We start from the raw sequence: 25,490 nt of genomic DNA on the forward strand, positions 1-25,490 counted from the left end.
CCCGTCTGCGAAGAGGGCGAGGGAGATACCGACATGGCCGCCAGGACTTGCAGCGCCTACGCCAAAAGGCGAATGGCGCCTTCCAGGCCGCTCGAAACTACACAGCCTGATCACAGCATCAGCACAGTTGGCCGAACTTGGCCGGAACCAGTTCCCGCCCCGAGGCCCTTCGGTAGCACCGGCTCCAGGAGGTCGTGCGTAGCCAAACGGCACCGCGCGCCCCGGCACCACGCAGGGCTCACGGCACGACCGGCGACCCAGGAGGTCCGCGGAGCAGCTGCCGAGCCGGAGGCGGGCCGGGGCGGTTGGGTTCAGGCGCGGGCGGGGTGGGTGAGGCCGTGCCAGGCGGCGTAGCCGCCGAGGAGGTCGGAGACGTCGGGGTGGCCGTGGTGGCGGAGCAGGCTGGCGGCGATGGAGGAGCGGTGGCCGCCGGCGCAGTGGACGACCAGGGGGCGGTCGGTGGGGATCTCGTCCAGGCGGGCGGGGAGTTCGGCCAGGGCGATGTGCAGGGAGCCTTCGACGGATCCTGCTTCGCGTTCGCCGCTGGTACGCACGTCCAGGACGGTGGGGGGCTGCTCGCCGTCGAGGGCGGTGCGGAGTTGGTCAGCGGTGAGGCGACTGGCGGGGGTGAGGTCGTCGGCGAGGGCGGGCAGGGCGTTGCCGGGGTTGCGCAGGTAGCCGGCGATGTGGTCGAAGCCGATGCGGGCGAGGCGGGTGACGACCTCGTCCTCGCGGTCCTGGGGCGCGATGATCGCGAGGGTGCTGTCGGGGGTGAGGACGGTGCCGGCCTGTTCGGCGAAGCGGCCGTCGAGGGGCACGTTGACGGCGCCGCGCACGTGTCCCGCGCCGAAGTCCTCGGGGCTGCGGGCGTCGAGGACGACGGCGCCCGCGGTGCGGGCCTGCCTGAAGCTCTCGGGGCACAGCGGGCGGGCGGCGTTCGCGCGGTCGAGCAGCGGGCGGTCCTGCCGGTTGAGGGCGGCGTCGTGGCCGAAGTAGGCGGGGGCGGCGGACTGGCCGGCGGTGACGATGCGGACGAAGGTGTCCTGGTCCATCGGCCGGCAGGCGTAGTTGGTCCGGCGCTGCGCGCCGATGGTGGACCGCTTCTCGGTGGAGAGGTTCTTGCCGCAGGCCGAACCCGCCCCGTGGGCGGGGAAGACCAGGGTCTCGTCGGGCAGGGCCATCAGCTTGCGGTGGACGCTGTCGTACAGCATGGCGCCGAGTTCCTCGGCGGTGACGCCGACCGAGGCGAGCAGGTCGGGGCGGCCGACATCGCCGATGAACAGCGCGTCGCCGGTGAGCACCCCGTACGGGACGGTGTCGTCGGGCTGCTCGAAGACGAGGATGCTGATCGACTCGGGCGTGTGCCCGGGCGTCTCCATGATCTCCAGGGTGACGTCGCCCAGCTCGATCCGCTCTCCGTCGGCCAGCTTGCGGATCGGGTACTCGGTCTCCGCCCGCCGCCCGTACCCGATCCAGGCGCCGGTGCGGTCGGCCAGTTCGAGGTGACCGGCCAGGAAGTCGGCGTGGAAGTGGGTGTTGATTACCGCCTCGACGGTGAACCCGTGGGCCTCGGCGTCGGCGACGTACTCGTCCACGTCGCGGCGCGGGTCGACCACGACGGCGCGGCCGGTGCGCTCGTCGGCGATCAGGTACGAGGCCTGGGAGAGGCAGTCGAGGTAGAACTGGGCGAAGTACACGGGAACCCTCCTGGGCCGCATCGGGCGCCACAGCGCCGTCGTGATACCCCCCTCGGTATATTTGCCAGCATACGGCCTCCGAGGCCGATACGGGCGGGGGTATCGGTGAACGATTTCGATAATACCCCCGGGGGTACTATGGTGGACATCGAGGGGGACGGCCGCCGCCACCGAGCCAGGTACGGGCGGGGCCGAGGAAGCGCCGGCCACGCCGCCGTACCGGGCCACCGGGCCCGTACGGACACCCGTGCGCCCGACGCCGCCCCCGATCCGCCGGACCGCCGCGGTCCGGCCTGCACCACTGGAGACACCCCATGCCTTTGCTGCCGCACGCCCACGGGCCCGGCCCCGATGGGCACAGCGCCCCCGGGCAGACCACCCCCACCAAGGCCCAGGAGCTCGCCCGTACCGGCGCCGCCGTCCTGCTCGACGTCCGGGAGGCCGCCGAGTTCACCGTCGGCCACGCCCCCGGCGCGCTGCACCAGCCGCTGATCGCCCTGGTCGCCGGTGTGCCGCTGCCGCCCGAGGCGGCCGACCGGACCGTGCTGGCGGTCTGCCGCTCCGGCAATCGCTCCCAGCGCGCGGCGGAGCTGCTCGCGCAGCGCGGTGTCGAGGTGCTGAACGTGGCCGGCGGCATGCGCGCCTGGGCGCTGGCCGGGCTGCCGGTCACCACGCCCGGAGGCAGCGCCGGGCACGTGATATGACCACGCTGCTCCTGGCGCTCGCCGCCGGTGCGGTGGTCGGGCTCGCGCTGGGCGGGCTGGGCGGTGGCGGCAGCATGCTCGCCGTGCCCGCGCTGGTCTACCTGCTGGGCTTCAGCCCGGCGCTGGCCACCACGGCCAGCCTGGTGATCGTCGCGGCGACCTCGCTGACCGGGCTGCTCGCCCACGCCAGGGCGGGCCGGGTCCGCTGGCGCACCGGCGCGCTGTTCGCCGCCGCCGGACTACCGCTAGCCGCGGCCGCGGGGGCGCTGTCCGCCCACCTGCCGGGCGCGCTGCTGACCGGGGCCTTCGCGGTGCTGGCGGCGCTCGCGGCCTGGCGGATGCTGGTACCGCCCAAGGCGCAGGCGCAGGAACGTTCTGCCGCAGGCCTCGGCCGCTCCACGGCGGCGGGCGCCGGGCTCGGCGCCGTCACCGGACTGCTCGGCGTCGGCGGCGGCTTCCTCGCCGTGCCTGCCCTGGTCTCGGTGCTCGCCTTCACCATGGCCGAGGCCGTCGGGACCAGCCTGCTGGTCATCTCCGCCAACTCGCTCGCCGCCCTGCTGCCCCGCCTCGGCGCGACCGGCACCATCGACTGGGCCGTGGCCGCCCCCTTCACCGGGGCCGCGATCCTCGGCGCCTGGGACGGCAAGCGGCTGGCCGACAAGCTCAACGGGCGCACCCTGCAGAAGGTCTTCGCCGTCGCCCTGCTCGGCGTCACCGCGCTGATGCTGGTCACCACGCTGACCTGATCACGGCACCGGGCCCACCCCCACAGTCCCTCCTTCCCGACACCCGGACACCCGGACACCCGGACACCCCCACCGTTCCCCGAGAGGACCCGCATCCCCATGACCACGCCGCTGACCGTCGAGCAGTTCCAGCCCCGCCTCGGACAGCTCACCATCATCGACGTCCGCTCCCCCGGCGAGTACGCCGCGGGCCACATCCCCGGCGCCCTGAACGTCCCGCTGAACCAGCTGGACCGCGCACTGCCGGCGCTGCGCGAGGCCGCCGGCCACAACGAGATCGCCGTGGTCTGCGCCGCCGGGCCGCGCGCCGCCAACGCCTGCGGCCGGCTCGCCGAGGCCGGCATCCCGACCCTCACCCTGGCCGGTGGCACCAACGCCTGGGCGAGCGCCGGACGGCCGCTGGACCAGGTGGCCGGCGCCCGCCGGACGTGGGCGATGGACCGCCAGGTCCGCATGGTGGCCGGCTCGCTGGTACTGGCCGGCCTGCTGGTCGACCTCGCTCTGCCGGGCGCCCGCTGGGTCTCCGCGGCCGTGGGCGCCGGGCTGGCCTTCTCGGCGCTGACCAACACCTGCGCGATGGGCTCGGTGCTCTCCAAGCTCCCGTTCAACCGGCCCCGCCCCGGCGCGCCGGGCCTGGACGAGACGCTCGCCACCCTGAAGCGCTGAAGCACTGACCCGCCGAGCGGCTGACCCGCCGACCCACTGAGCCGCCGACCCACTGAGCCGGTGCGCCGCCGAGCCCGGTCCCGGCCCCGACCGTCACGGGGCCGGGACCATCCCCGAGGACGTGAAGGTCCCTGCCCACCCCCGCCGGGCAGGGACCTTCACCTTTCCCGCCGATCACCTCCCGGAAGCCGTCACCGCGCGGCCCGTTGACGCGAACGCGCCCACCATGTGAAATGTCACCCATCACATGCGATGCATCCTAACCCTGAACCTCATCCGATTTGAACGTTCAAACCGCATCGCCCCGTCCCCCCGACCGGAGGTAGCCAAGCCATGCCGCCCCGCACCCGCGCCTTACCGACCGGTGTCGCCCTGCTGGCCGTGCTCGCCGCCCAGGCCCTCGGCGCCGCACCGGCCCCGGCCGCCTCCGGCACCCCGCTCGTCGACGGCGGCAGCTACCTCCTCGGCTCCGCCCTGGACGGCAACTGCCTCGGCCCGCAGTACGCCCAGCCCGCCCCCGGCACCCCGGTGACCGGCGCGGCCTGCGGACGGCCGCTCAGCCAGCGCTGGCAGCTGCGCCGCACCGGCGACGCGTACCTGCTGGTCAACGCGGCCACCGGCCGCTGCCTCACCCTCGGCGGCCCGGAGCCCCGGCCGGCCACCGCCGACTGCGGCGCCTCCCCCGAGGCCGAGCGCTTCACGATCTCCCGCGCACCGCAGGGCACGTACACCCTCACCGCCCGCGGCACCGGCGCCTGCCTGACCGCCGACGCCACGCCGGCACGCCACCACTGCGACGCCCGCCCCGCCCACCGGTGGACGCTCACCCGCACCGAGCCGCTGGTCCTCGCCGACCCCGGCTTCGAACAGGGCTCGGACGGCTGGACCTTCACCGCCCACACCGGCACCGCCGCCAACAACCCGCACGGCGGCAGCCGCCTCGCCTACCTCGATGCCGGGCCCGGGTACGCGGTGAGCCAGCAGGTCACCGCCGTCACCGCGGGCAGCTACGACCTGTCCGCCTGGATCGCGACGGGCGGCGCGGGCGGCAGCCTCTCGGTCAGCGTCAACGGCACCGTGGTGCACTCCCTCCCGCTGCCCGAGCAGACCGTCTACGCCAAGTACTCCCTCCCCCGGGTGCCGGTCTCCCCCGGCGACCGGCTGACCCTCACCGTCGGCTCCTCCCCCACCGGCTGGATCAACGTGGACGACGCCGCCGTCGCCCCGTCCGCCCCGAACGACCCGGTCATCAGCTCCTCCGACCCCGAGGTCGTCGCGCTCTTCGACTGGGCCAAGACCAAGGCCAACAGCTGGGTGCAGCAGGCCGGCACCACCGGCGTGCTCGACCAGGACGAGAACCACCCCGGCGGCACCGGCACCACCACGTACGACGCCACCTACTGGGCCGGCTACCCGTTCCGCTCCGCCTTCTACAGCCGCGACTTCGCCCACCAGCTGGTCGGCGCCCACCTGCTCGGCCTGGACGCCGAGAACAAGACCATGCTGCGCGGCTTCGCCGGCTCCGCCACCGAGGTCAACAAGCTCTACCCGGTCTGGGCGCTCGACTTCGACGCCCGCAGCTACGCCGCCATCGACTACCGGAGCCCCGAACGCTTCGTCCGCGAGCTGCCCGCACCGTTCGAGCTCGTCCAGCAGACCGGCGAGGCCTTCCGCTGGACCGGCGACCGCGACTACGCCGACGACCCGGCCCTCGGCCGGTACGTCCGCAACACCCTCGGCCCGTTCATCGCCGCCCGCCCCGGCCCGGTCGACAACCGCGGGCTGCCGATCCCGCAGGCCACCAGCCGCAGCATCTTCGCCGGCACCGCCAGCTACGCCGAGAACGCCACCCGCACCTACGCCGAGGCCGGGGACGCGATCGGCGCCCAGTACCAGGCCTACCTCGCCGCCGCCACGCTGGCCGAAGCCCGGGGCGACGCCGCCTCCGCCGCCGGCTACCGGAAGGCCGCCGAGGACCTGCGCGGCTACGTCAACTCCACCTGGAGCGTGGACGGTTCACAGCCCGGGGAGGTCGTGCACGGCTACGACACCACCGGCAAGCCGGTCACCGGCTGGGGCTACGAGGCGAGCGTGCTGATGCCCGTCAAGCAGCTGCTCGACCCCGGCCCGCGCCGGGACGCCTTCCTCGCCGCCATCGACGCCGCCGACTCGGGCCCGGAGCGCTCGGCCAACCTGGAGGCCTACACCTACCTGCCCGACGCGTTCTTCGCGAACCACGACGGCACCACCGCCTGGAAGTGGATGCGGCAGATCCACCGGAGCACCGGCGAGCAGCACGCCAGCGGCGCGATGCTGAACGGCGACTACCCCGAGGTCCCGTTCACCCTGCTCTCCCAGACCGTCCAGGGCCTGCTCGGCGTCACCCCGGACGCCGCCGGCCACGCCCTCGCCACCACCCCGCAGCTGCCCGCCTCGATGGACTGGCTCCAGGTCGCGGGCATCCCGGTGGGCGGCGGCACGGTGACCGTCCGCCACGACGGTGCCCGGCGCAGCACCGTCACCAACACCGGCGCCGAGCCGCTCACCTGGGAGGCTCGCCTCCCCGGGCGGCACGCCCGTGTCACCGTCGACGGCGAGCCGCGGGAGGCCCGCACCACCACCGTCGACGGCGCGGCCTACACCTCCACCACCGTGATCCTGGCCCCCGGGCGCTCCGCGACCGCGGGCGTCACCGACTGACCCCCACACCGCACCACCCGCGGCCGGCCGGCCCCACCCGGCCGGCCGCACCCCCTCCGCTTCCTGACGGCCCATCATCTCGACATCCCCACCCCCTCAGGAGGGCGCACATGCGCCGAACCCGCCGCCGTCTCGCGGCAACCCTGCTGTCCCTCACCCTCGCCACCGCCGGCCTCGGAGCCGTCGGCCTCGGCACCGCCGCCCCGGCCGCCGCGCTCGGCAACGGCAACGCCCTGACCCCGCCCATGGGTTGGAACTCCTGGAACTCCCTCGGCACCGAGGTCACCCAGGAACAGGTCGTCCAGACCATCGACTTCATGGCCGCCAACGGCCTGGTGGCGGCCGGCTACGACACCGTCACCATCGACGACGGCTGGTCGCTGTGGCACCGCGACGGCCAGACCACCGACCTGGTCCGCAACGCCGACGGCGGCATGCAGCTGTACGACGCCGCCGGGAATCCGGTCAGCGGCACCGACGGCACCGGCAACGACCCCACGTCCGGCCACCTGATCCCGCGCCCCGACCACTTCCCCGCGCAGACCGTCGACGGGCACACCGTCAACGGCATCGAGTACCTCGCCCGCTACGCCCACGGCAAGGGCATGAAGTTCGGCCTCTACGCCACCGACACCTACCTCACCTGCCAGATGCACCCCGGCAGCCTCGGCCACGAGGGCACCGACGCGGCCGACTTCGTCTCCTGGGGCGTCGACTTCGTCAAGTACGACGACTGCCCGTACGGTCCGAAGATCACCGGCCCGGACGGCCACGACTACGGGACGCAGGGCGAGGGCAAGGAGCTGACCCGCTCGATCTACGCCCGGGTGCAGACCTTCCAGCACGCGCTGGACGCCGCCTCCGCCGCCCAGGGCAGGCCCAAGGTCACCCTCAGCGTCTCCGCCCAGCCCGTCCACACCGGTGCCCCGCCCCTGCTCGCCGCCGACGACCCGGCCCGCACCGACCCTGTGGTCCAGGCCGCCGGGACGGCCCCCTTCCACGCCCCCGGCTACGCGCCCACCGGCATCTGGTGCGGCCAGGTCGCCAACCTCTGCCGGATCGGCGGCGACCGGAGCAGCGATCTCGACGCGGTGCTCTGGAACGGGCAGTTGCCGACCGCGCTGGCGTACCCGGGCAACGTCCGCCCGGGCAGCTGGAACGACCTCGACCTGATGTTCACCGGCTGGCACGACGTCTACGGCCTGTGGGGCACCACCGACACCTGCCCCTGCCACAAGCCCTTCACCGACGACGAGTCCCGCACCGAGACCTCGGTCCTCGCCATGCTCGCGGCGCCGCTGATCTCCAGCGCCGACCTGCGCACCGCCGCGCAGTCCCGGCGCAGCGAGGACGGCCACACCTGGTCCACCGGGATCGACGAGGCGAGCCTGGCGATCCTGAAGAACCGCGAGGTGATCGCCGTCGACCAGGACAGCCTGGCCAAGCCCGCCACCCTGGTCGGCGCCAAGCCGGCCGACGGGCACGCCCCGGTGGTGCTGAAGCGGCAGCTCGCCAACGGCGACACGGCCGTGCTGCTGGTCAACCAGGACCCCTCGGCCGGGCGTACGGTCGCCACCAGTCTCACCGAGCTGGGTCTCGGCGGCTCCGGCTACCGGGCCAAGGAGCTGTGGACGGGCGCGAGTTCGACCGTCACCGGCCCGCTCGGCGCCGCCCTCCCGCCGCACGGCGCGGCCCTCTACCGGCTCACCGCGACGTCGGCGGGCGGGCCGTCGGGCGTGGTCGACGACGGCGCGTACCACGCGCTGACCATCGGCGGCGGCCTCGCTCTCTCGCTGCTCGGCTCCTGCACCGCGCCGCTCGGCTCGATCACCGACCTGGAGCCGCGGCGCGGCGCCGACCCGGCGCAGCAGTGGACGTTCACCGGCAACCCCGACGGCACCGTCCGGATCAGCGACGACTGCGACACCCCCACTCATCGGCACACCGTGCTCTCCGCCGGAGCCTCCGCCGGTGACAGCGCCTACCTGCTCGACCTCGCGCCCGGAAACCCCTGGCAGGAGTGGAGGCTGACCCAGGACCCGGCCGGTTCCGTCACCGTGGCCAACGTCGCCACCGGCCTCGTCCTCGACGCCGGCCCCGGCACCGCCGGGACCCCCGTCACCACCCGCCCGGCCGCCGGCCAGAGCTGGGCGCTCGGGTCCTGAGCGGCCTCCCGTTCCCGGGTGCCGGCCGTCCGCCCTGCGGGGCGGGCGGCCGGCATCCGTGCCAGCACGGCCAGGCTGAGGCCGAAGATGAGCACGCCCAGCGGGACGTGGACCGACGGGACGTGCGCGACGCCCAGGACGACCTGCGCCGAGGCGAGCACCAGGAAGCCGGAGGCGTACAGGATCGGGCGGGGCGATCCGCCGCCCGGCCGCCAGGCCAGGACGGCGGCGAGCAGGTACAGCATCGCGGCGCCGTACATCACCCGGGCGCCGACGCTGTGCAGCGTCTCGCCGTAGGAGGTGGAGAGCAGCAGGCCGGCCGTGACCGCCTGGAAGAAGACCGCCGCGGTCTGGAGCGCGACGGTGACCCGCAGGTAGCCGCGGGTGCGCTGCTCCACCACCGCCTTCGACGACGCCTCCGGCGCTGCCCCTGCCGTGCTCTGGATGGCCATGGTGTGCCGTCCCCTCTTCTGCCTCGCGGCGGTCGGTCGGTAGTGTCCCGCTGATCCGACGACGCAGGCCCGCGAAGTGTGAGGCGGGGTTCCGCACCGAGCCGATGTCACACACCGGCGGGCCGAGTGGCCGGAGTGGCGACGGACGAGCAGAACCAGGGAGCAGCACCGACCATGGGCACCGAACCGGACCTGAGCGTGATCGTCGGCGAGCGGCGGCAGCTGGTCAACCTCGCGTACCGGCTGCTCGGTTCGCTGGCCGAGGCCGAGGACGCGGTGCAGGAGGCGTACGCCCGCTGGTACGCGATGTCGCGGCGGCAGCGGGAGGCCGTCGCCTCGCCGGGCGCCTGGCTGACCACGGTGGCCACCCGGGTCTGTCTGGACCTGCTCGGCTCGGCACGGGCCAGGCGGGAGCGCTACGTGGGCGAGTGGATCCCCGAGCCGCTGCCCGACCGCGCCGAGTGGATCGGCGGCTCGGCCGGCGGCGGACCGGCCGATCCCGCGGACTGGGTCACCCTGGACGAGTCGGTGGGCATGGCCTTCCTGGTCGTCCTGGAGGCGATGACCCCGGCCGAGCGGGTGGCGTTCGTCCTCCACGACGTCTTCCGCTACCCCTTCCCCGAGGTCGCCGCGATCGTCGGCCGCACCCCGGCGGCCTGCCGCCAGCTGGCCACCTCGGCCCGCCGCCGGATCGGCGCCGCGCCGGCCCCGACGACTCCGACGGGCGAACAAGCCGGTCTGGTGCGGCACTTCAAGGAGGCCTGGGAGGCCAGGGACATCGCGGCCCTGGTCGGCCTGCTCGCCCCCGACGCCACGATGACCACCGACGGCGGCGGCGTGGCGGGCGCGGCCCTGCGCCCGGTGGTGGGCGGCGAGCCGATCGCCCGGTACCTGGTCCACTTCGCCGCGAAGGCCCCCGGGCTGACGCTCCTCGAACGGTCCGTCAACGGCGGCCCCGGCCTGGTCGCCCAGCACACCGGCGTCACCGCGACGGTGGCGGCCTTCGCCCTGGCGGACGGCCGGATCACCCACATCTGGGCGGTGCGCAACCCGGACAAGCTGCGCCCGTGGACGGCGAGCGCCCCGCAGGGCGGCTGACGCCCCCACCGAGGGCCCTCGGTCGGCGGCCCCGCCCCGCACCGACGCGCCTACAGCTCCTCCACCACCTCCACCCCCGGGCACTCCCGGGCCAGCTCCCGGAAGAGCCGGTCCCCGTCGATCACGGCCTCCGGCGGGTGCACCCCCGCCGGCCCCACCGTGCCGTCCAGCAGCTGTGCCAGGCCCAGCCCGGCCGGGACGCCCGTCGCCTCCGCCATGTCGGCCAGCAGCGCGTCCGCCCCGCTCAGGTGGGCGAGGACCACCGCCGGGCGGCCGTCGCGGGTGCCGGTGGCGGTGGCGAAGAACGGCGGGAGGGTGCCGGGGCCGCGGAAGCGGGGGGCGCGGGCGGCGGCGCGCAGGGTGCGGCGCACGGAGGGGTGGTCGAGGTCGGCGGCGGCGCTCTCGTTGGTGAGCCGGCCGTCGTCGAGGTCCTCGCGCAGCACGTCCAGGTAGGCGGCCGTGCCGGCCCTGACCACCATCAGGTCGGCCGCGGCGCCGGCGGGCCGCAGGGTGCGGCGCAGGGTGACCGGTTCCGGGTGGCCGACGGTGTAGGCGGTGCCGCGGCGGCCGCCGGGCAGATCGAGGGTGACCGGGCGCAGCGGGGGCCGCCGGACGAACCGGCCGCTCTCCACCACCGCGACGGTGCCGCTGATCTGCTGCATCCAGTGCACGGCGGCGGCCGAGACCGCCCCGCCCGGGTCCCGGAGGGAGGTGTCGGGCTGAGGGCCGACGTCGACCGGCCAGGCGGTGTACACGTCCGTCAGGGTGTCGAGGCGGGCGGCGGCCCTGGCGGCGAGCAGGTTGCTGATGCCGGGGCTGGCGCCCATGCCGATGACCGCGCGGACTCCGGCGGCGCGGGCCTCCTCGTCCAGGTCCAGCATGGCGACGGTGGGTTCCCAGTCGTCGCAGATGTCCAGGTAGTGGGTCCCGGTGCGGATGGCGGCACGCAGCACGCCGAGGCCGTAGCGGTAGTACGGGCCGACGGTGTTGAGCACGGCGTCGGCGTCCGCGAGGGCGGTGTGCAGTTCCCGCTCGTCCGTGACGTCGGCCCGGGTCGCGCGCACGGGCACCGGTGAGCCGGCGGCGAGTGCGGCGGCGGCGCGGCGGGCGGCGTCGAGGTCGCGGTCGGCGATGACCAGTTCGTGGGCGCCGGGCAGCGCGGCCAGGACCCGGGCCGAGACCCGGGCGGCGATCCGGCCCATCGCGCCGGCTCCGCCGAGGGCGAGCAGCTTCATCGTGGGTCAGCCCTTCCGGTGGTCGAGCGAGGTCAGGAAGTCGCGGATGGAGTCGAGGTAGCCGGGGGTGAACAGGGAGCGCGGGGCGGCGATGGCGAGGACGGTGCTGCGCAGTTCCGAGTGCTCGACGTCCTCGGACACCATGGTGTGGGTGGAGTCCTGGAAGCGCCGCACCCGGAGCAGGCCGGGGGTGGTGATGGTGCGGCGGTAGCCGGCCTCGGTGTCGTCGCTGTCGACGTTGACGTCCCGGCCGCCGAGGATGAGCTGCACCGGGATGCGGAGGGCGGCGAGGTCCTCGGTGGCGTCGGAGGGGTAGTTGCGCTTGTTGAACGCCCACCGTTCGGGGGTGAGGCCCTCGGTGTCGCCGCCGGCGGCCCGGTACTGCTCGAAGGTGGTGCCGGTCCGCAGGGCGGCCTGGTTGCGGTCGCTGCGGGCGACGGCGGCGGCGGTCTCCTCGGGTGAGGCGTGCCGCTGCTTCAGCTCGGCGAGCAGGTTGTAGCGGCCCTGCTGGAGCCAGTTGACGGCGGGGGCGACGGCGATCACGAATGTGACGTCCGGGGACTGCCGGGCGGCCTTGGGCATCACCCAGCCGGCCTGGCTGGCGCCCCAGAGGCCGATCCGGTCCGGGTCGATGCCGGGCTGGGCCTTGGCCCAGCGGATGGCGGCGAGGGTCTCGTCGGCGCGGTCCTGCATGCTCTGGTCGAGCCAGTTGCCGGGGGCGTTGTTCACGCCGGGCTTGTCCCAGGAGAGCGACGCGTAACCGGCCTTCGCCATGGCCTCCCAGACCGGCCGGTAGAAGGTGTCGTGGGTGGCGTCGACCGGTCCGTCGCCGTGGACGAAGACCACCAGTCCGTACGGTCCGTGGCCGCCGGCCGGCCTGGCCAGGACGCCCTGGAGCGGCTGTTTCCCGCCGGTGACGGTGACCCGCTCCTCCGTCAGGTCGTACTCGTTCTGGTACACCACCCAGCCGCCCGCGCCGACCAGCAGCACGACCACGGACAGCAGCGACCCCCAGAGCCACCGGTGCCTGCCGAACATCTTCATATCGCTCACTCACTAGTCGATCGTTCTGAAAACGACCGTACCAGACATGAACGCACTAGGATGATCGTCATGCAGGAGATCCCGACCCGGGTACTGGTGGACGCGCTGGTCCGCGCCGACGGCACGGTCGACTGCGGCGACCTCTACGCCGTGGCCGGCCGGCTCGGCATGAGCGACCAGCAGGTCCGGCTGACCATCAGGCGCCTCACCGCCGACGGCCGCTTCGTCCAGGAGGGCCGCGGCCGCCGGGCGCTGCTGCGCGCCACCGCCGCGACCCGGCGCGAGATCGAACCGGACGTCGGGTACCTGGCCCTGATGTACGCCCAGGACCGCGGCGAGGCCCCCTGGGACGGCGTCTGGCACCTGGCGGGTTTCGCCGTCCCCGAACGCGACCGCACCGCCCGCGACGGGCTGCGCGAGGCGCTGCTGCGGCTCGGCGGCGCCCCGGTGCAGAACGGGCTGTACGTCTCGCCGCACCCCTGGGAACCGGACGTCCGGGAGGCGGCCGGCGCCCTGGGCGTCCTCGGCAACCTCACCCTGCTGAGCACCCGCGACCTGCACACCGGCGACACCGCGGAGCCCCGGGAGCTGGCCCGCCACTGGTGGCCGCTGGAGGAGATCGCCGAGGGCCACCGGCGGCTGGCCGCCTCCGCCACCGAGAAGCTCACCCGGCTCACCGAAGGCGGCCTCTCGGAGACCGAACTGCTCACCGTGGCCGTCGAGTTGGCCGCCGTCTTCACCGAGGCCACCGAGCCGGACCCGCTGCTGCCCCCGGAGCTGCTGCCGCGGCCCTGGCCCGGCGCCGAGGCCCGCGCGCTGGTCGCCCGTTGCTGGGCCCTGCTGCTCGCCGACCCGTGGCCGGGCGCGCCGCGGCTGTTCGACGCCTACGCTGAGGTGGTCGCGGAGGTCACCTCCTGACCGCAGGGCCGCACCGGTGACGCGGGCGCGACCGGCTGGGCCTCGGCCGGCGCCTTCATCGACGTGTTCCGCCGCGCCTTCGGGCACGCGCCGGGCGGGCACGCGCCGCGCTGAACACCGTTGTCCGTGCGCCGTGGCAGGCTGGGGGGCATGTGCGGCCGCTTCGTCTCCACCACCACGCCCCAGGACCTCGTCACGCTGCTCGGAGAGCTCCGGTGGGACCCGGCCGAGACCTTCGCGCCGAGCTGGAACGTCGCCCCGACCGACCCCGTCCCGGCCGTCCTGGAACGCGTCGACCACGAGACCGGCGAGCTGCTGCGCCGGCTCCGGCCGCTGCGCTGGGGCCTGGTCCCGTCCTGGTCCAAGGACCCGTCCGGCGGCGCCCGCATGATCAACGCCCGCTCGGAGACCGTCGACACCAAGCCCGCCTTCCGCAAGGCCTTCACCGCCCGCCGCTGCGTGATCCCCGCCGACGGCTACTTCGAGTGGCGTGAAGTCCCCGCCGAGGGCGACCGCGGGAAGTACAAGCAGCCGTACTTCCTCAGCACCGGCGGCGTGATGCTGATGGCCGGCCTCTACGAGTTCTGGCGCGACCGCACCCGCCCCGAGGACGACCCGCTCGCCTGGCTGGCCACCGCCACCGTCATCACCACCGACGCCACCGACTCCGCCGGCCGCGTCCACGACCGGATGCCCCTCACCGTCGCCCCCGACGACCTCGCCACCTGGCTCTCCCCCGCCCACGCCGACCCCGCCGAACTGCACCACCTGCTGCGCCGCCCCGCCGACGGCGACCTGCGCGTGCGCGCCGTCCCCACCACCGTCAACAGCGTCCGCAACAACGGCCCCGAGCTGCTCGACCCGGCCCCGGACCCACTGGGGCTGGCGGACTGACCCCGGCCCCAGGACGACCCCGACGTCGAGGCGATCACCGGGCGTGGTGCTGCCGAGGCCCAAGGCGGCGGTGAGCAGCGGGTTCCGGGTGAGGTGGCCGACCAGAACGGCGGGGGCGTGCTCGATGCCGCCGGCGGTCAGTCGCGGAAGCGGCGGGCCCTGAGGTACTCGCGGGCCAGCAGGCGCAGCGCGCCCGGTTTGCCGGGGCTCGCCGAGCGGCGCAGCAGGGCGCCGAGGTCGGCGCGGGCGGCGGCACTGGTGAGCTCCTCGACGCCGACGATGCAGCGGACCATCGGCCGGTGCGCGGGCGGCACCCGGTCGATGACGGCCCTGCCCTCGGCGAGGGTGCGGTCGGCCCGGTCCAGCAGGGCGCCGAGCAGCGCCCGTACGGCGGGCAGGTCGCGGGCCTGCTCCAGGTCGGCGCGGGTGACGCCGTGCTCGGCGAGGTCCTGCCCGGGAATGTTCAGCCGGCCGTCCGCGAGGTCCTCGGCGAGGTCGTTGACGAAGTCGAGGCGCTGGCTGCCGTCGATGAAGGTGCGGCAGGCCGCCCGGTACTCGCTCTGGTCGCCGTCCGGGCCGATCAGTGCGGCGACCACCATGAAGCCGGGCAGCGAGTACCCGTCGACGTAGGCCTGGTAGTCCTGCTCGGTGGCGAACCCGGTGAAGTCCAGGTCGGCGCCGGTCGCGGCGAGGAAGTCCAGCACCCGGTCCCGCAGGACGGGGTGGGCGTCGATGCTGTGCAGCAGGGGGCGCAGCTCGGGGTCGTCGGTGCGGCCGGTGGCGAGGCTGTCGGTGACCTGCCGCTGCCAGCGGGCGGACGCCGCCCGGCGTTCGGCGAGCGGGCCGTTGTCGAGCAGGGTGTCGGTGCGGTGCATGAACGCGGTGGCCGCGAGCACGTGCGGGACCATCCGCGCGGGCAGCAGCAGGTCGGCGGCGAGCATGGCCTCCCGCCGGTACCGGGCGACCTGCTCGCGCTGCCGGCCGTAGTCGGCCCGCAGTCCGGCCTCCCGCACCCCGGCCGCGTCCAGCGCCCGCTCCCACCTGCCCACTCGGTCCCACCCCATCGCTTGTTCGACGGGGCCGAGCGTAGCCGGTGGGAGCCGGACGGCCTATTCGGGGCCGAGGGCCCGATGTGCACGAACCCGAGGCGTCCAGCCCCGCGCCCTACGGACCCCGGCGCCGGTCAGCCCTGGCGGATGGTGGCGAACCCGCAGGCCGGGGTGCAGAGGGTGACGATGCCGCTGTAGCGGTGGGTGGTGCGGCCCCGGGTGACGCTGTGCGTCGTGTGCTTCTCGCGCAGGTTGGGCTCCCGGCAGCGCGGGCAGGCGGCGCCGACCGGCCCGCCCCAGGGGCGGTTCGGGTTGAGCTTGGCGATCGAGACGGCCATCAGGACGGCGCCCAGGCCCGCGGCACCGAAGCCGATCACCCGCCACACCCCGCTCCCGGACTCCCGACGGTCGATCATCTCGTCGTAGGAGTAGGTGCCCCCGCCGCCCCGGCTGGACCAGATCCGGCACTCGCTGTGCCGGGTCATGGTCTTGCCGTCGCAGGTCGGCGGGGTGTCCGGGTCCGCCTTGCCGACGGCCAGGGCCAGGAAGAAGCCGAGGGCGATCAGCAGGCCGAACAGGACCACGGCGACGGTCCGGCTACGGCCGCTGTGCAGCCTCCTGCGTTCGTTGTACGCCGTGTCGATCACAGTTTGGGCCATGCTGCCCCCGTCGACCGTCAACGCTCTGCTCCTGGTGTCCGTACCGCTCCCGCGGCCCGTCGTCGCGGGCCGGAGGTCTCCCTCGGCGAGGGAGCGAGAAGAACCCACCATGATCGACGGGCTTCCGTACCGGACTTGAGAAGAGTTTGACCATTCAGTGATCTGTCGTGACCGAAGCCAGGTACGCGGCGGCCTTCGCCGGGTCGAGGAACCAGTCGCCGAGGTCCGCCGGGTCGTCGAAGCCGTTGGCGAACCGGTCGGCCACGGCCTGCACCCGCCCTCCCGCGCCGAGGAGTCGGAGGACGTGCGGGGGCGGCGGGGCGAGCATCGCGTTGGTCCAGGTGGTGACGGGGCCGGCGATCCGCCAGAAGTCGTCGAAGGCGGCCTGCTGGAACTCCCGGTCGAAGGGCTTGTCGCCGTGGGCGAGGATCGCCTCCAGGTAGCCGGCCGCGCACTTGGCGGCGCAGTTCGACCCCTGGCCGGTGATCGGGTCGTTGAGCACGACCACGTCCGCGACGCCCAGCACCGCGCCGCCGCCGGGCAGTTCGCCGACCGGGTGACGTACCGCCGGGGTGAACCGCCCGGCCAACGTCGCCCCCGCGTCGGTCAGTTCGACGCCGGAGCGGGTTCGGTCGTACTCCCAGGGGAGGAAGGTCCTCATCAACTCCAGTGTCACCCGCAGGTGTTCGGCCGGGTCGCGGATCCCGTCGAAGGCGTCCACGGGACCACCGGGCTGGGCCTCCCAGAGCAGGATGTCGCACGGCCCGTCCGCGGTCAGCGCCGGCATCACGAAGAACTCCCCGACGCCCGGCACCACGTTGCAGCGCACCGCCCGGAAGTCGTGCTCGGGGCGCGGTCCGAGCCCGTGCACATAGGCGGCGGCCAGCGCGCGCTGCGGCCGCTCGTGCGGGGAGCGCACGAGGTCGCGCTCGAACAGCGAGGCCAGCGTGCCCTTCCCGGAGGCGACCAGCACCAGGTCGTACGAACCGGCCAGGTTCTGGAGGTCGGCGGCGGTCACCCGGCGCAGCTCGACCCGCCCGCCGCGCTCGGCGAACAGCTCCAGCCAGGTGGACATCTTCAGCCGCTGGTCGACGGACTGGGCGTAGCCGTCCAGCCGCCCGACCCAGTCGATCACCCGCTCCGAACCGGGCCCGGCGACCGACACCCCGACGCCCTCGATCCTGGGCGCCCGGTCGGCCCACAGGTCCAGCCCGAGGGCGCGCTCGGTGCGCAGCGCGGAGTCGAACATGCACTGGGAGGACATCACCCGCCCGCCGCGCACCTCCTCCGGGCCGCGATCGGTCAGCACCGTCACGTCGTAGCCGTGGGCCTGGAGCCCCAGGGCCAGTTGGAGTCCGGCCTGTCCGGCGCCGACGATCAGAACTCTGCGCATCGCCCCTGCTCTCCTGGTGGTACGTCCCGGACGGCGGCCCGTGCCACCCTGCCGCCACCGGCCTGCATACCAGGCATCACCGCTCCCGTCCACGGGCCGTGCCGACGGCCCGCCGACGCCGTCACGACCCCCCGCCACCGGGCCCTCCTGCCACCAGCCGATCGCCCAACGCACTACGGCGGTACAGCACATGGCGGCCGTCCCGGGCGCGGGCGAGCAGGCCCGCGGCGTACAGGACGCGCAGGTGCCGGGACGCACGGCGAAGCCGGCCGGCTCACCCCGTGACCAGCCGCCGGCCGCTGATCTCCTCCGGCCGGATCCGCACCCAGCGCGGCCGCTCACCACCGGCCCAGGGGGCGGCGCCGGGCAGGCCGCTCAGGCGGTCGAGCTCGGCGGGGTCGTCCACGTAGTGCGCCGGGCCGAAGACGAGCACGCTCCAGCCGCGGCCGAGGTACTCGTCGATGTGGTCGACCTGGAAGGAGACCGCGGCCCCCTCCTCCGGGGCGGTGGCGTTCTGCTCCCCGGTGCGGTAGGCGAAGGAGCCCCGGTCCACCACGTAGTTGACCGGCAGCACCACGGGACCGGGCTCGACCGGCAGGGCGATCCGGCCGATGCCGTGGGTGCCGACCAGCTGCCAGCACTCCGGCTCGGTGAGGTCGAGCAGCCGGGGCCGCGGGCCCGGGCCGCCCTGGCCGGGCGGGGCGTCGGCCCGGCCGGACAGCAGCTCGCCGCGGGTGCTGTCGAGCGCCGCGGCGATCCGGACGAAGCCCGCCGGGTCGAAGCCGGGCCCGGCGTCCAGCAGGCACCGCAGGTAGGTGGGGGCCATCGCGGCCCGGTTGGCCAGGGCCTCCTCGCTGAGGCCCAGCTGCTCACGCCTCTCCGCGATCCGGCGGGCCACGGCGGCGGGGTCGGGGGTGTCGTTCACGGTGGTGACTCCTCGGCTTGCCGGGGGCCGTCGGGCCGTGTCCGGGCGTTGACCAGGGCGGAGCCATCCAATCGCCCGCCCTGCGCCAAGTCGAGCAACAGCACGGCCCGTGCGTGTCGGTACGACCGGCCGGGCCGCCGCGGAGGCGGCCCCGGCCGGGCCGGAGACCGTACCGGCCCGGCTCGCCTTCGCGGACCACCCCGCGCTCAGGCGGTGGCCGCCGCCGCGCGGCCGGCCACCCGGCCGGAGAACAGGCAGCCGCCGAGGAAGGTGCCCTCCAGCGCGTTGTAGCCGTGCAGGCCGCCGCCGCCGAACCCGGCCGCCTCCCCCGCCGCGTAGAGCCCCGGCACCGGCGTGCCGTCGGCGCCGAGCGCGCGGGAGGAGAGGTCGGTCTGGATGCCGCCGAGCGTCTTGCGGGTGACCACGTGCAGCCTGACGCCGATCAGCGGGCCCGCGGCCGGGTCGAGCAGCCGGTGCGGGGCGGCTGTGCGGCCGAGGCGGTCGCCCAGGTAGCGGCGGGAGTTGTGGATGCCCTGCACCTGGGCGTCCTTGCTGTAGGGGTTGGCCAGTTGCCGGTCGCGGGCCTCGATCTGGCGGCGCACCGCCGCGGCGTCCAGCAGCGGGGTGTCGGTCAGCGCGTTCATCTTCGCGACCAGTTCCTCCACGGTGGCGGCGACCACGAAGTCCTCGCCGTACCGCTTGAACGCCTCGACCGGGGCGGGCGCGCCCTTGCCGAGCAGGCGCTCGCGCACGAAGGCGCGGCGGTCCCCGGCGGTGATGTCGGGGTTCTGCTCGGAGCCGGAGAGGGCGAACTCCTTCTCGATGATCTTCTGGGTGAGGACGAACCAGGAGTGGTCGTACCCGGCCAGCCCGGGGGCGGTGCGCAGGTGGCGCAGGGTCCCCAGGGTGTCGTAGCCGGGCAGGCAGGGCTCGGGCAGCCGGCGGCCGAGGGCGTCGAACCACATCGTGGAGGGACCGGGCAGGATCCGGATGCCGTGACCGGGCCAGACGGGGTTCCAGTTGTGCAGGCCCTCGGTGTAGTGCCACATCCGGTCGCCGTTGACCAGCCGCGCCCCGGCGTCGGCGCTGATGCCGAGCATCCGCCCGTCGACGTGGGCGGGGACTCCGGTGACCAGGTGCCGGGGCGGTGTGCCCAGGCGGGCGGGCCAGTGGGCGCGGACCAGGTCGTGGTTGGCGCCGATGCCGCCGGCGGCCACCACGACGGCCTGCGCGGAGAGTTCGAAGTCCCCGGTCTCCTCTCGGGTGGTGGCCACGCCGCGCGCCGAGTCGTCCGCGGCCAGCACCCGGCCCCGTACGCCGGTCACCGCACCGTCGGTGACGACGAGTTCGTCGACGCGGTGGCGGTGGCGGAAGGTCAGCAGCCCGTCGGCGGCGGCCTGCCGGGCGTACCGGGCGAAGGGCTCGACCACGCCGGTGCCGGTGCCCCAGGTGACGTGGAAGCGGGGGACGGAGTTGCCGTGCCCGTCGGCCCTGAGGTCGCCGCGTTCGGCCCAGCCGACGGTGGGCAGGAAGCGCAGCCCGTGCCCGGCCAGCCAGGAGCGCTTCTCCCCGGCGGCGAACTCGACGTACGCACGCGCCCAGCGCACCGCCCAGAGGTCCTGGTCGTCCCGGCGGTCGAACTGCGCGCTGCCCTGCCAGTCGTTCCAGGCGAGGTCGAGGGAGTCCTTGACGCGCATCCGGCGCTGTTCCGGTGAGTCCACCAGGAACAGGCCGCCGAAGGACCACCAGGCCTGGCCGCCGAGGCTGGCGGCGTTCTCCTGGTCGACCAGGATCACCTTGCGTCCGCGGGAGGTGAGTTCGTGGGCGGCGGCGAGTCCGGCCAGGCCGGCGCCGACGATGATGGTGTCAGTGTCCATGGGTGTCCTCGGGTCGGTGCCGTCCCGGGCTCGGCGCGAGCGCGGGCGGGTGGGCGCGGGCCCGGCCGGCGGCCGTCGGGACGGGGGAGGTCAGGCTGCCGAAGGCGGCCGGCCACGGCGCCCTGCCGCCGTGCCGAAGGCCGTCCCGGCCCTCGTGATGCCGTCCTGGCGGGTGGACCGCGGCTCCGCCGTCGTGCTTCGGGGCGGGCGGGTGACCGGAACAGTACAGCGTTCGGTTTTTCGCGACAAGACCTCCCGAGGGGGCACCGGGCGGGGCCCTAGACTTCCCGGATGGCCAACCGCAGCTCGACGCCCAAGGGACGGGCGCAGCGTGACCGCGCCCTGGCGGCGGCGTTCGAGGTGTTCGCCCGCGAGGGCGAGCGCGGGACGTCCCTGCGGGCCATCGCCCGGGAGAGCGGAGTGAGCCTGACCGGGCTCATGCACCACTTCGCGTCCAAGGACGAGCTGCTCACCGAGGTCCTGCGCAACACCGACGAGCGGGCGGCGCTGCGTTGGGACGCGCTCGCGGGGGACGCCGATCCCGGCGAGTTCATGGCCCAGGCCATGGCGGCCAACGTGGCCGACCCGGCGCGGGCCCGGCTGTACGTCCACCTCGCCGCCGCCGCGCTGGACCCCGGGCACCCCGCCCACGCGTACTTCCGTGAGCGGTTCGGGCGGTTCCGCGCCGCCGTACGCGGCCACCTGGAGGCCCGGCAGGCGGACGGCGCGGTGGACGCCGGTCTCGACGCGGACTTCACGGCCGCCGCCTTCCTGGCCCTCGTCGAGGGGGCGCAGTTGCAGTGGCTGAACGACCCGTCGGTGGACGTGCCGCAGCTGGTCCGGCGCGGGTGGCGGGCGCTGCTCGGCCCGGTCAGCTGACCGGACGGTCCTCGGGCCGGCCGGCCGGCCGGTCCAGCAGCGCGTCGGCGAGCCGGCGGATGTCGTCGGCCATGTCGATCCGCGGGTCGAGCAGCCACTGGAGCTGGAGCCCGTCCGCCGCGGCGATGAGGATGCGGGCCGCCCACGCCGCCCGTTCCCGCGCCTCGGTGCCCGCTCCTTCGGCGTCCGGCCCTTCGGTACCCACGGCTCCGCTGCCCGCGGCTGCGGCATCCGGCCCTTCGGCATTCGGCCCCACGGCGCGCGCCGCTCCGGCGAGCTGCACGGCCAGCTGACGACGGTGACGGTCGTACCGGTCGCCGAAGTAGTCGTGGGCCGGGTGCTCCGGCTCGGCGGCGGCCGCGGCCAGGTCCACGAACAGCTTGACCAGGCCGGGAGTCGAGGCGTTGGCGGCCAGGATGCTCAGGTTCTCCTCGGCGCTGCGCTCCTCCAGCGCGCCGTAGCGCTCCGCGGCGGCCTCGTCCCTGGCGGCGAGGACCGCGGTGAGCAGCGCCTCCCGCCCGCCGAAGTGGTGCAGCACCCCGGCGTCGGTCATCCCGACGCGCTGGGCGATGTCCCGCACCGACACCTTGCGGCTGCCCGCCTCGGCATAGGCGGCGAGGGCCGCGTCGATGATCTGCCGCCGCTTCGCCGAGGTCTTGGCGTAGGGGCCCCTGGGCTTGGTCATGAGCGGATTCTACGAGCGCCCGGCGGGCCCCGGCTCCAAAACATTGAGCATCAAGGTTTCCAAGGCTATGGTGACCGCACCCCCACAGCCACGGCAAAGGAGCCGTCCGTGCGCCCCGCCCCCACCCACCTCCCCCCACCCGCGGACGCGGCCGGGCCACCCGCACCCCCGGCCCCGGCCCCCGCACCCCGTCTCGGCCCACTGCTGGGCATCGCCCACCTCGGCTGGATGCTGCCGGTCACCGCGGGCTGGACCCTGCTCCAGGCGCTGTTCGAACGCATCGACCCGGACACCAAACTCGCCCACTACAGCGCCGCCGCCACGGCCGGCGCCCTCAGTTCCACCCTCGCCGTGGTCGTCTTCGGCTTCCTCTCCGACCACACCCGCTCCCGCCACGGCCGGCGCAACCCGTGGATCCTGGCGGGCGCCGTCGCCTACGCGCTGTCCGTCTCCGCGATGTCTGCCGCCGGCGGCTTCGCCGCGCTCCTCGCACTGACCGTCTGCTTCCAGACCGGCCTCAACGCCATGCTCGCCGCGCTGTACGCGGTGCTGCCGGACCGGGTCCCCGCCGAGCGGCTCGGCTGGGCCTCCTCGTGGGCGGGTCTGGGCCAACTGCTCGGCCAGGGCCTGGGAGCGGTGGCGGGCGGCCTCCTGGTGACCCACCCGGAGCAGGGGCTGCGCTGGCTGCCCTGGCTCGCCGTCCTCGGCGCCCTGGCCTTCGTCCGGTTCGCCCCCGACCGGTCGAGCCTCGACGACGCCCCTGCGGACAGCCCCGCCGGACCGGTCCGCGGCGGCCTGCTGCGCTCGCTGCTGCCGCCCCGGGACGCCGACTGCTTCTGGGCGCTGATCAGCCGGCTGCTGGCGATGCTCGGCATCCACCTCGTACTGGTCTACCAACTGTTCGTACTGACCGACCACTTGGGCCTTTCCACCCGGGAGGCGGGCACGGTCGTCACCATCGGCGGGCTGATCATCGCCGTGGCCGCCGGCACGGCGGTGGCGGTGTCCGGGCCACTGTCGGACCGGGTGCGGCGCCGGAAGCCGTTCGTCCTCGCCGCCGCGGCGCTCGCCGCCGTCGGGCTCGTCCCGCTCACCGTGGCCCCCGCGCTGTGGTCCTTCCTCCTCTTCACCGTCCTGGCCTCGCTGGGCTTCGGCTGCCTCATCGCCGTCGACCAGGCGATCGTCTCCGAGATCCTGCCGAACGCGCACAGCCGCGCCAAGGACCTCGGGTTCCTCAACCTCGCCAACACCGTGCCCCAGGTGCTGGCGCCGATCGTCGCCGGGGCGGTCGTGCCCGCGTTCGGGTACTCCGCCCTGTTCGTGCTCGCCATCGCCGTCACCCTGGGCGGCGGCCTGGCCATCCTGCCCGTACGCCGCGTCCGCTGACGGCGGCCGCCGCCCTCCCCGATCTCCACCCCCACCCCTCATCCCCCAGCGCGAGAACAGGACCACCATGACCTCCGACCGGGTTTCCGCACTGAGCCTCGCCGAACAGGCCTCGCTCACCTCGGGCGCGACCGCCTGGACCACCACCCCGGTACGCGACGCGGTCCGCGCGCTCACCCTCTCCGACGGGCCGCACGGCATCCGCCGCCCCGCCGGGGACGGCCCCGGCGTCTCCTTCCTCGCCGCCAGCCTGCCCGCCACCTGCTTCCCGCCCGCCGTCACCCTCGGCTCCACCTGGGACACCGGCCTCGCGCACCGGGTGGGCGCGGCCCTCGCCCGGGAGGCGTCCGCCTTCGGCGTCGACGTCATCCTCGGGCCCGGCGTCAACATCAAGCGCAGCCCGCTGTGCGGCCGCAACTTCGAGTACCTCTCCGAGGACCCGCACGTGAGCGGAAGGATGGGCGCCGCGGTCGTCACCGGCATCCAGTCCCTCGGGATCGGCGCCTGCGTCAAGCACTTCGCCGTCAACAACCAGGAGACGGACCGGATGCGCGTCAGCGCGGACGTGGACGAGCGGACGCTGCGCGAGCTGTACCTGCCCGCTTTCGAACACATCGTCCGCGAGGCCCGGCCGTACACCGTGATGTGCTCCTACAACCGCGTCAACGGTGTCCACGCGAGCCGCCACCGCGGCCTGCTGACCGGGGTGCTGCGCGAGGAGTGGGGCTTCGACGGCCTGGTGATGTCCGACTGGGGCGCCGTCAACGACCGGGTCGCCGCCCTGGCCGCCGGGCTCGACCTGGAGATGCCGCCGACCGGCACCGACCAGGAGATCGTCACCGCCGTCGAGGAGGGCCGGCTGGCGGCCTCCGCCGTCGCCACCGCCGCCGAGCGCGTGCTGCGGCTGCGCGACCGGGTGGACCGGGCCGAGCACCTCGCCGCCTGGGACGCAAACGCCCACCACGAGCTGGCCCGTGAGGCCGCCCGCGCCGGCGCCGTGCTGCTCAAGAACGACGGCGGGCTGCTGCCGCTCGACCCGCACGCCCGTCAACGGATCGCCGTGCTCGGCGAGTTCGCCCGCACCCCCCGCTACCAGGGCCACGGCAGCTCCCGGGTCACCCCCACCAGGCTCGACACCGCCTGGGACGCGCTCCGGGCCCAGGCCGGCCCCGAGGTCACGCTGGCCTTCGCCCCCGGCTTCACCCTGGACGGCACCCCCGACGCCGCCATGGCCGCGGAGGCGGTGGCCCTCGCCGCCGAGGCCGACACCGCGCTGCTGTTCCTCGGCCTCCCCGACAGCGCCGAGACGGAGGGCCTGGACCGCACCGACCTCGACCTGCCCGCCACGCAGCTCGCACTGCTGCGGCACGTGGCCGCCGTCTGCCCCCGGGTCGCGGTCGTCCTGGCCAACGGCTCGGTGGTGACGGTCGCCGACTGGCAGCACGACGCGACGGCCGTCCTGGAGGCCTGGCTCGGCGGCCAGGCCGGCGGCAGCGCCCTGGCGGACCTGCTGTTCGGCGCGCACAGCCCGTCCGGCAAGCTCACCGAGTCCATCCCGCTCCGCCTCCGGGACACGCCCTCCCACCTGCACTTCCCCGGGCAGGACGGGCACAGCGTGTACGGCGAGGGCCGCTACGTCGGCTACCGCCACTACGACACCCTGGACCTCCCCGTCGCCTACCCCTTCGGGCACGGGCTGAGCTACACCACCTTCCGGTACGACCACCTGGACGTGGAGCAGACCGGGGAGAACGCCTGGACCGTCCGCGCCACCGTCACCAACACCGGCTCCCGCGCCGGCGCCGAAGTGGTCCAGCTCTACCTCGCCTTCGACGAGCCACGGCCGACCCGGCCGCGCCACGAACTGCGCGGCTTCGCCAAACTCCGGCTGGAGCCGGGGCGGTCGGACCGGGCCGAGTTCCGCCTCACCGGCCGCGACCTCGCCCGGTGGTCGACGGCCCGCGGCGGCTGGCGCGTCGATCCCGGCGCCTTCACCGTCGAGGTGGGCGCCTCCTCGCGCGACATCCGGCTGCGCACCCCGCTGTGGACGCCCGGCGACGAGATCCTCGACCCGCTGACCGAGATGTCCTCCCTCGGCGAGTGGCTGGCCCACCCGACCGGTGGCGCCCTCCTCACCGAACACCTGGCCTCGCTCCCGTTCGCCACTACCCTGGCCGACAGCGACGCCCGGCTCCTGGAGGCCGCCGCCCAGGTGCCCCTGCGGAAGTTCACCGGCTTCGGCCTCGGTGTCACCCCGGACCACGTCCGCGCCCTGGTCGCCGCGGCGGCCGAACGCGAGGACCGGTAGCGGCGCCACC

General features: G+C 74.8%; 20 protein-coding genes and 1 pseudogene. 11 read left to right on the plus strand and 10 right to left on the minus strand.

Annotation, left to right across the window (positions count from 1 at the left end):
- Window positions 1–311: 311 nt before the first annotated feature.
- Complete coding sequence (locus ACZ7C5_RS11940) at window positions 312–1,697, minus strand: MBL fold metallo-hydrolase (protein WP_401081518.1); 1,386 nt, start codon at window positions 1,695–1,697, stop codon at window positions 312–314.
- Window positions 1,698–2,011: 314 nt separating this feature from the next.
- Between ACZ7C5_RS11940 and ACZ7C5_RS11945 the strand changes: the two genes are divergently transcribed.
- From ACZ7C5_RS11945 to ACZ7C5_RS11965, 5 genes are all read left to right on the plus strand, one after another.
- Window positions 2,012–2,401: a rhodanese-like domain-containing protein gene (locus ACZ7C5_RS11945; protein ID WP_470322487.1), complete on the plus strand. Its 390-nt coding sequence runs from the start codon at window positions 2,012–2,014 to the stop codon at window positions 2,399–2,401.
- Window positions 2,398–3,147, plus strand: a complete 750-nt coding sequence (locus ACZ7C5_RS11950) for a sulfite exporter TauE/SafE family protein (protein WP_470322488.1) — start codon at window positions 2,398–2,400, stop codon at window positions 3,145–3,147. The genes ACZ7C5_RS11945 and ACZ7C5_RS11950 overlap by 4 nt, the downstream gene beginning before the upstream one ends.
- A gap of 99 nt (window positions 3,148–3,246) precedes the next feature.
- A complete protein-coding gene (locus ACZ7C5_RS11955) occupies window positions 3,247–3,813 on the plus strand; it encodes a rhodanese-like domain-containing protein (protein ID WP_401081527.1) in 567 nt (188 codons plus the stop codon).
- 333 nt (window positions 3,814–4,146) lie between these two features.
- A complete protein-coding gene (locus tag ACZ7C5_RS11960) occupies window positions 4,147–6,513 on the plus strand; it encodes an RICIN domain-containing protein (protein WP_470322489.1) in 2,367 nt (788 codons plus the stop codon).
- Window positions 6,514–6,623: 110 nt separating this feature from the next.
- Complete coding sequence (locus tag ACZ7C5_RS11965) at window positions 6,624–8,678, plus strand: alpha-galactosidase (RefSeq protein ID WP_470322490.1); 2,055 nt, start codon at window positions 6,624–6,626, stop codon at window positions 8,676–8,678.
- 56 nt (window positions 8,679–8,734) lie between these two features.
- On the opposite strand, the pseudogene ACZ7C5_RS11970 reads toward ACZ7C5_RS11965, so the two are convergent.
- Window positions 8,735–9,130 (minus strand): annotated as a pseudogene (locus ACZ7C5_RS11970) (hypothetical protein); the annotation flags it as partial.
- Window positions 9,131–9,304: 174 nt separating this feature from the next.
- Here ACZ7C5_RS11970 and sigJ point away from each other — a divergent pair.
- Window positions 9,305–10,228, plus strand: a complete 924-nt coding sequence (gene sigJ / locus ACZ7C5_RS11975; protein WP_401081541.1) for an RNA polymerase sigma factor SigJ — start codon at window positions 9,305–9,307, stop codon at window positions 10,226–10,228.
- A 50-nt stretch (window positions 10,229–10,278) separates the two neighbouring features.
- Here sigJ and ACZ7C5_RS11980 read toward each other — a convergent pair whose 3' ends face one another.
- Together ACZ7C5_RS11980 and ACZ7C5_RS11985 are read right to left on the minus strand one after the other, a co-directional pair.
- Window positions 10,279–11,463, minus strand: coding sequence for a saccharopine dehydrogenase family protein (locus ACZ7C5_RS11980; RefSeq protein ID WP_401081543.1), 1,185 nt, complete (start codon window positions 11,461–11,463; stop codon window positions 10,279–10,281).
- A 6-nt stretch (window positions 11,464–11,469) separates the two neighbouring features.
- On the minus strand, window positions 11,470–12,507 hold the full coding sequence (locus ACZ7C5_RS11985) for an alpha/beta hydrolase family protein (RefSeq protein ID WP_401082846.1): 1,038 nt from the start codon (window positions 12,505–12,507) through the stop codon (window positions 11,470–11,472).
- A 69-nt stretch (window positions 12,508–12,576) separates the two neighbouring features.
- Here ACZ7C5_RS11985 and ACZ7C5_RS11990 point away from each other — a divergent pair, with 69 nt between their 5' ends.
- Both ACZ7C5_RS11990 and ACZ7C5_RS11995 read left to right on the plus strand, forming a co-directional pair.
- Window positions 12,577–13,425 (plus strand): PaaX family transcriptional regulator C-terminal domain-containing protein, encoded by an 849-nt coding sequence (locus tag ACZ7C5_RS11990; RefSeq protein ID WP_401081546.1) that lies wholly within the window; start codon window positions 12,577–12,579, stop codon window positions 13,423–13,425.
- A gap of 150 nt (window positions 13,426–13,575) precedes the next feature.
- On the plus strand, window positions 13,576–14,319 hold the full coding sequence (locus tag ACZ7C5_RS11995) for an SOS response-associated peptidase (protein ID WP_470322491.1): 744 nt from the start codon (window positions 13,576–13,578) through the stop codon (window positions 14,317–14,319).
- 137 nt (window positions 14,320–14,456) lie between these two features.
- On the opposite strand, the gene ACZ7C5_RS12000 is transcribed toward ACZ7C5_RS11995, so the two are convergent.
- The 5 genes from ACZ7C5_RS12000 to ACZ7C5_RS12020 all read right to left on the minus strand — a co-directional run bounded on the left by ACZ7C5_RS12000 (window position 14,457) and on the right by ACZ7C5_RS12020 (window position 20,222).
- Entirely contained in the window at window positions 14,457–15,368 is a 912-nt protein-coding gene (locus tag ACZ7C5_RS12000; RefSeq protein ID WP_470322492.1) for a phytoene/squalene synthase family protein, read from the minus strand.
- A 134-nt stretch (window positions 15,369–15,502) separates the two neighbouring features.
- On the minus strand, window positions 15,503–16,048 hold the full coding sequence (locus ACZ7C5_RS12005; RefSeq protein WP_470322493.1) for a hypothetical protein: 546 nt from the start codon (window positions 16,046–16,048) through the stop codon (window positions 15,503–15,505).
- A 133-nt stretch (window positions 16,049–16,181) separates the two neighbouring features.
- Window positions 16,182–17,420 carry a styrene monooxygenase/indole monooxygenase family protein gene (locus ACZ7C5_RS12010; protein ID WP_401081558.1) on the minus strand — a complete coding sequence of 413 codons (1,239 nt, stop codon included), beginning with the start codon at window positions 17,418–17,420 and terminating at the stop codon, window positions 16,182–16,184.
- Window positions 17,421–17,694: 274 nt separating this feature from the next.
- Window positions 17,695–18,345: a helix-turn-helix domain-containing protein gene (locus ACZ7C5_RS12015; protein WP_401081561.1), complete on the minus strand. Its 651-nt coding sequence runs from the start codon at window positions 18,343–18,345 to the stop codon at window positions 17,695–17,697.
- A 206-nt stretch (window positions 18,346–18,551) separates the two neighbouring features.
- Window positions 18,552–20,222 carry an FAD-binding dehydrogenase gene (locus tag ACZ7C5_RS12020; protein WP_470322494.1) on the minus strand — a complete coding sequence of 557 codons (1,671 nt, stop codon included), beginning with the start codon at window positions 20,220–20,222 and terminating at the stop codon, window positions 18,552–18,554.
- A gap of 291 nt (window positions 20,223–20,513) precedes the next feature.
- Here ACZ7C5_RS12020 and ACZ7C5_RS12025 point away from each other — a divergent pair, with 291 nt between their 5' ends.
- Entirely contained in the window at window positions 20,514–21,101 is a 588-nt protein-coding gene (locus ACZ7C5_RS12025) for a TetR/AcrR family transcriptional regulator (RefSeq protein ID WP_470322495.1), read from the plus strand.
- Here the strand turns inward: ACZ7C5_RS12025 and ACZ7C5_RS12030 are convergent.
- The gene (locus ACZ7C5_RS12030; RefSeq protein ID WP_470322496.1) at window positions 21,094–21,786 is read right to left on the minus strand and encodes a TetR family transcriptional regulator; all 693 of its coding nucleotides are present in this window, start codon (window positions 21,784–21,786) and stop codon (window positions 21,094–21,096) included. The two genes, ACZ7C5_RS12025 and ACZ7C5_RS12030, sit on opposite strands and share 8 nt — an antisense overlap.
- A 108-nt stretch (window positions 21,787–21,894) precedes the next feature.
- Here ACZ7C5_RS12030 and ACZ7C5_RS12035 point away from each other — a divergent pair, with 108 nt between their 5' ends.
- Together ACZ7C5_RS12035 and ACZ7C5_RS12040 are read left to right on the plus strand one after the other, a co-directional pair.
- On the plus strand, window positions 21,895–23,172 hold the full coding sequence (locus tag ACZ7C5_RS12035; RefSeq protein ID WP_401081573.1) for an MFS transporter: 1,278 nt from the start codon (window positions 21,895–21,897) through the stop codon (window positions 23,170–23,172).
- Between the two features lie 67 nt (window positions 23,173–23,239).
- Window positions 23,240–25,480, plus strand: coding sequence for a glycoside hydrolase family 3 C-terminal domain-containing protein (locus ACZ7C5_RS12040; RefSeq protein ID WP_401081576.1), 2,241 nt, complete (start codon window positions 23,240–23,242; stop codon window positions 25,478–25,480).
- Window positions 25,481–25,490: the final 10 nt, after the last annotated feature.

Source organism: Kitasatospora sp. NPDC036993, assembly GCF_055607525.1.

Excerpts from the sequence above, each read along its gene's own strand:
- ACZ7C5_RS11995 (WP_470322491.1), top strand. The coding sequence starts at position 13,576 with ATGTGCGGCCGCTTCGTCTCCACCACCACGCCCCAGGACCTCGTCACG.
- ACZ7C5_RS12040 (WP_401081576.1), top strand. The coding sequence starts at position 23,240 with ATGACCTCCGACCGGGTTTCCGCACTGAGCCTCGCCGAACAGGCCTCG.
- sigJ (WP_401081541.1), top strand. The coding sequence starts at position 9,305 with ATGGGCACCGAACCGGACCTGAGCGTGATCGTCGGCGAGCGGCGGCAG.
- ACZ7C5_RS11960 (WP_470322489.1), top strand. The coding sequence starts at position 4,147 with ATGCCGCCCCGCACCCGCGCCTTACCGACCGGTGTCGCCCTGCTGGCC.
- ACZ7C5_RS11945 (WP_470322487.1), top strand. The coding sequence starts at position 2,012 with ATGCCTTTGCTGCCGCACGCCCACGGGCCCGGCCCCGATGGGCACAGC.
- ACZ7C5_RS12020 (WP_470322494.1), bottom strand. The coding sequence starts at position 20,222 with ATGGACACTGACACCATCATCGTCGGCGCCGGCCTGGCCGGACTCGCC.
- ACZ7C5_RS11965 (WP_470322490.1), top strand. The coding sequence starts at position 6,624 with ATGCGCCGAACCCGCCGCCGTCTCGCGGCAACCCTGCTGTCCCTCACC.
- ACZ7C5_RS12030 (WP_470322496.1), bottom strand. The coding sequence starts at position 21,786 with ATGACCAAGCCCAGGGGCCCCTACGCCAAGACCTCGGCGAAGCGGCGG.
- ACZ7C5_RS11985 (WP_401082846.1), bottom strand. The coding sequence starts at position 12,507 with ATGAAGATGTTCGGCAGGCACCGGTGGCTCTGGGGGTCGCTGCTGTCC.
- ACZ7C5_RS12025 (WP_470322495.1), top strand. The coding sequence starts at position 20,514 with ATGGCCAACCGCAGCTCGACGCCCAAGGGACGGGCGCAGCGTGACCGC.
- ACZ7C5_RS11990 (WP_401081546.1), top strand. The coding sequence starts at position 12,577 with ATGCAGGAGATCCCGACCCGGGTACTGGTGGACGCGCTGGTCCGCGCC.
- ACZ7C5_RS12010 (WP_401081558.1), bottom strand. The coding sequence starts at position 17,420 with ATGCGCAGAGTTCTGATCGTCGGCGCCGGACAGGCCGGACTCCAACTG.
- ACZ7C5_RS11980 (WP_401081543.1), bottom strand. The coding sequence starts at position 11,463 with ATGAAGCTGCTCGCCCTCGGCGGAGCCGGCGCGATGGGCCGGATCGCC.
- ACZ7C5_RS11950 (WP_470322488.1), top strand. The coding sequence starts at position 2,398 with ATGACCACGCTGCTCCTGGCGCTCGCCGCCGGTGCGGTGGTCGGGCTC.
- ACZ7C5_RS11955 (WP_401081527.1), top strand. The coding sequence starts at position 3,247 with ATGACCACGCCGCTGACCGTCGAGCAGTTCCAGCCCCGCCTCGGACAG.